This window comes from Rhodococcus sp. NPDC057014 (genome assembly GCF_042673295.1).
In the GTDB taxonomy this organism is placed as follows: Bacteria; Actinomycetota; Actinomycetes; order Mycobacteriales; family Mycobacteriaceae; genus Rhodococcus_F.
Genome location: NZ_JBHUSF010000485.1, coordinates 1 through 4,510, shown reverse-complemented (window position 1 = coordinate 4,510; position 4,510 = coordinate 1). Strand labels below are relative to the sequence as shown.

Below are 4,510 nucleotides of genomic sequence, written 5' to 3'. Positions count from 1 at the left end.
CCAAACAGGAATCCGCCGCCGCGTTCGGTCGTGACGACGTCTACCTCGAGCGGTACCTGTCCAGCGCCCGCCACGTCGAGGTCCAGGTCTTCGCCGACACCCACGGCAATGCGGTGTGGATCGGCGACCGCGACTGCTCGGTGCAGCGCCGGCACCAGAAGCTGATCGAGGAAGCACCCGCCCCCGGCCTGTCCGACGAGCTGCGCCGCGCCATGGGCGAGGCGTCGGTCCGCCTGGCCCAGAAGGTCGGTTACGTCGGCGCCGGGACCGTCGAGTTCCTCGTCGAGGCCGACCGGGACGCCTTCTACTTCCTGGAGATGAACACCCGCATCCAGGTCGAGCACCCGGTCACCGAGATGACCCTGGGCCTGGATCTGGTCGCCGAACAACTCGCCGTCGCCGCCGGCGAACCGCTGTCGATCACCGACTCCGGCGCCACCCCGCGCGGACACGCCATCGAGGTCCGCGTCAACGCCGAGGACACCCGCGGCGCCCTGTTCATGCCCAGCCCCGGCCCGATCGCCACCGTGCAGGCACCGACGCGGGCCGGCGTCCGCTGGGACGGCGGCTACGAATCCGGCGACGAGGTCCAGCCGTACTACGACAGCCTGGTCGGCAAGCTCATCGTGTGGGCACCGACCCGGGACCGGGCCCTGGACCGGCTTACCCTCGCCCTGGACGAGCTGATCATCGATGGCGTGCCCACCACCGTCCCGGCCGCGCGACAGATCATTGCGCACAAGGACTTCCGTAACATCGCCATGCATACCAACTGGCTCGAGCGCGACATCGACTTCGCCTCGCTGCTGCCGCCGGTCGAGGACCTGTCCGACACTGACGACGAGGACACCGAGGAGATGCTGCCCCGCAACGAGGTGTGGGTCGGCGACCGCCGCTACGTGATCCCGTTCTTCACTCCCGCCGGTCCCGCCGCTGCCGCCCCAGTCGCGGAGCCGAGGGCACGCCGCGCCGCGACCGGTGGCCCACGGAAGAAGCGGGGCGGCGGCGCCGCGGCGAGCGGTGAGGCCAAGAGCCCGATGCAGGGCACCGTCGCGCAGATCGACATCGAGGTCGGCGCCCAGGTCGAGGCCGGCCAGGTGCTGATGGTTCTCGAGGCGATGAAGATGCAAAACCCGATCCGCGCCGCCGTCACCGGTGTCGTCGAGGCCCTGCACGTCGAGGTCGGGCAGGTCGTCGCGGCCGGGGCATCCCTGGCCACCGTCGTGGCGGCAGGTGAGTGAGATGACTGCACAGCACACCGCGCCGGTCGCAGTGGTCACCGGCGCCGGGGGCGGACTCGGAGCCGTCACCGCGGCGGTGCTCGGCGAACTCGGCCTCTCGGTGGCCTGCGTCGACATCGACGAGATCGCCGCCAAACGCACCGCCACCGAGCTGAGCAACACCGGGGTGACCAGCGCCGCCTACGGCGTCGACATCACCTCCGAATCGGCGGCCGGGTCGCTGGTCGACGCGGTGCACGCCGACCTCGGCCAGGTGTCCCATCTGGTCAACATCGCCGGCATCATGCGCCGCACCCATCTCTCCGACACCACCGCCGACTCCTGGCGGCAGGTCATGGACGTCAACGTCACCGCCCCGTTCCTGCTCACCCAGGCATTCGCCGACGATCTGAAGGCCGCCGAGTACGGGCGAGTGATCAACTGCGCCTCCTTCGCCGGCACCCGCGGCTACGAATACCCCGCCTACGCCGCCTCCAAGGCCGCACTGATCAACCTGACCAGCTCCCTGATGTTCGACTTCTGGGGAACCGCGGTCACCGTGAACGCGGTCGCCCCCGGCGCGATGGCAACACCGATGCTCAATTACGAGGCCGCCGAACGGATGGCGGCCAAGACCCCGACCGGACGCATCCTCGATCCCGACGACGTCGCCGCGGTCATCGGTTTCCTCGCCGGCCGCGCCTCCCGCGGACTCAACGGCACCACCACCGTGATCGACGGCGGCGCCTCCCTGCTGTTCAGCTACAACTAGCGACCCGAATCCTTCTCATTCCGACATTGTTTGGAGACACTCCGATGACCGACACCCTGGACGACACCCAGACCGCGCCCGCCCGCAGCCCCCACGACGAGCTGGAGGCACGCCTGACCGCCGCCCGCCTCGGCGGCTCGGAAAAGCAGCGGCAGAAGCAGATCGACGCCGGCAAGATGCTGGTCCGCGACCGGCTCGAATTGCTCTTCGACAACGGCTGGTCCTTCGAGGACGGCCTGCTCGCCCGCTACGACGAGGGCCTGCCCGGCGACGCCGTCGTCACCGCGGTCGGCAAGGTCGACGGCCGCGACATCGTCGTCATCGCCAACGACTACACCGTCAAGGCCGGCACCTGGGGCAAGCGCACCTTCGAGAAGATCGTCCGCGCCCAGGAACTCGCCGACTCCACCGGCACCCCGATCGTGTACCTGTTCGACTCCGCCGGCGCCCGCATCGACGAACAGTTCGAAAGCTTCGTCGGCCGCCGCGCCTGGGGCAACATCTTCTACAACCAGGTCCAGATCTCCGGCCGCGTCCCCCAGGTCTGCGCCCTGTTCGGCCCCTCCCCCGCCGGCTCCGCCTACGTGCCCGCACTGTGCGATCTGACGATCATGGTCCGCGGACACGCCACCGCCTACCTCGGTTCCCCGCGCCTGGCGCAGATGGTCACCGGCGAAGACGTCACCCTCGAAGAAATGGGTGGCGCGGAGATGCACTCGACCGTCTCCGGCCTGTCCGACGTCCTCGTCGAAGACGACGCGGAAGCCATTGCCGCCGTGCGGGTGTGGCTGTCGTTCCTGCCGTCGAACTGGCAGCAGGAGCCCCCGGTCACCGCACCGGCCGACCCGTCCGGCGCCCGGACCATCAAGGAGATCGTCCCCGAGGTCGAATCCGAGATCTTCGACATCCACGAGCTGATCGACTCCCTCGTCGACGACGCCAGCTTCTTCCCCTACAAGGACCTCTTCGCCCCGGAACTGGTCACCGGGTTCGCGCGCCTGAACGGCCAGAGCGTCGGCATCGTCGCCAACCAGCCCACCGTCAAGGGCGGGGTGATCTTCCCCGACTCCTCCGACAAGGCCGCCCGGTTCATCTGGATCTGCAACGCCTACAACATCCCAATCCTGTTCCTGGTCGACATCGCCGGCTACATGATCGGCTCCGAGGTCGAACGGCAGGGCATCATCCGGCACGGCGCGAAGATGATCTTCGCCGTCTCCGAGGCCCGCGTCCCCCGCATCACGGTGCTGCTGCGCAAGGCGTACGGCGGCGGCTACCTCGCGATGTCCGGTGCCCCGATGCAGCCGGACGCCCTGATCGCGCTGCCGACGGCCAAGCCCGCCCTGATGGGCCCGGACGCCGCGGTCAACGGCATCCACTACAACCGCATCCAGGCCATCGAGGACCCGCAGGAGCGGGCCGCGTTCATCGCCGAGAAGCAGGCCGAGTACGCCGCCGGAATCGACGTATTCAAGATCGCCAACGAGAACGCCGTCGAAGCGGTCGTGCCCGCCAACGAGCTCCGCCACGAGCTCACCCAGCGCCTCGCGCTGTACCGCAAGCGGGACCGCACCGCCCCCGCCCGCCGCAACGGAGTCACCCCGGTATGAGTACCCCGATTCTCGCGCCCCGCCGCGAGGGGCTTCGCGGCGTGATCACCGGCGCCGGAAGCGGCATCGGTCGGTCCTGTCTCGAGCTGTTCCTCGCCCACGGCGCCCGCGTCGATGCCTGGGACCGCAGCCCCGAGGCACTGGCTGACCTGAACGACCGGGATGACGTCGCCACTCGGGTCGTCGATGTCACCGACCCCGAGTCGGTTGCCGCGGCTGCTGCCGAGGCCACCGAGACCTGGAATGGGATCGACTTCGTCGTCAACTGCGCCGGCGGCTTCCTGGTCGGCCCGTTGGCCGAAGTGTCGGCCGACGCGGTCCGCAAGTTGTTCGACCTCAACGTCCTCGGCACCACCGTCGTCACTCAAGCCCTGCTGCCCGCCCTGGTGGCCAGCAAGGGGGCGGTGGTCAACGTGGCGAGTTCGGTGGCGCTTAAGGCCACCGTGAGTAACTCGCACTACGCGGCATCGAAGGCGGCGGTGGCGCACCTGACCCGGTGCTGGGCACTCGAACTCGGCCCCCAGGGGGTACGGGTCAACAGCGTCGCCCCCGGCCCGACGATGACAGCGATCTACCAGTCAGCGGGCATGAGCGCCGAGCAGGAATCGACTCTGTTGCGGGAACGCGCCGCGACGATTCCGCTGCGCCGGGTCGGCGAGCCGGTCGAGACCGCGCGGTGGATCGCCCGCTTCGCGCTCGAGGACGACTGGACCACCGGCACCGTCCTACCCATCGACGGCGGCATGTCCCTGTGACGGAACCCCGCTGAATGTCCTCCCCCCCACTCGGTGGGCGGGTTCTCCCTTCTCGGGAGGGCTCGCCCACCGAGTCGTTTCGCCAGCCCTCGGCCGGGAAGCCGTCAGGACATCGCGACCCCAGATCTGCCCGCGCAGGCGGGGGTCCCGCAC

General features: G+C 69.4%; 4 protein-coding genes. All 4 read left to right on the top strand.

Annotation, left to right across the window (positions count from 1 at the left end):
- On the top strand, positions 1 to 1,241 hold a 1,241-nt coding region (locus ACFTZB_RS43350; RefSeq protein WP_378441826.1), incomplete at its 5' end, for a biotin/lipoyl-containing protein.
- A gap of 1 nt (position 1,242) precedes the next feature.
- On the top strand, positions 1,243 to 1,992 hold the full coding sequence (locus ACFTZB_RS43345) for an SDR family NAD(P)-dependent oxidoreductase (RefSeq protein ID WP_378441824.1): 750 nt from the start codon (positions 1,243 to 1,245) through the stop codon (positions 1,990 to 1,992).
- A 44-nt stretch (positions 1,993 to 2,036) separates the two neighbouring features.
- Entirely contained in the window at positions 2,037 to 3,602 is a 1,566-nt protein-coding gene (locus ACFTZB_RS43340; RefSeq protein ID WP_378441822.1) for an acyl-CoA carboxylase subunit beta, read from the top strand.
- Positions 3,599 to 4,357, top strand: a complete 759-nt coding sequence (locus tag ACFTZB_RS43335; RefSeq protein ID WP_378441820.1) for an SDR family NAD(P)-dependent oxidoreductase — start codon at positions 3,599 to 3,601, stop codon at positions 4,355 to 4,357. Before ACFTZB_RS43340 ends, ACFTZB_RS43335 begins: the two co-directional genes overlap by 4 nt.
- Positions 4,358 to 4,510 lie beyond the last annotated feature (153 nt).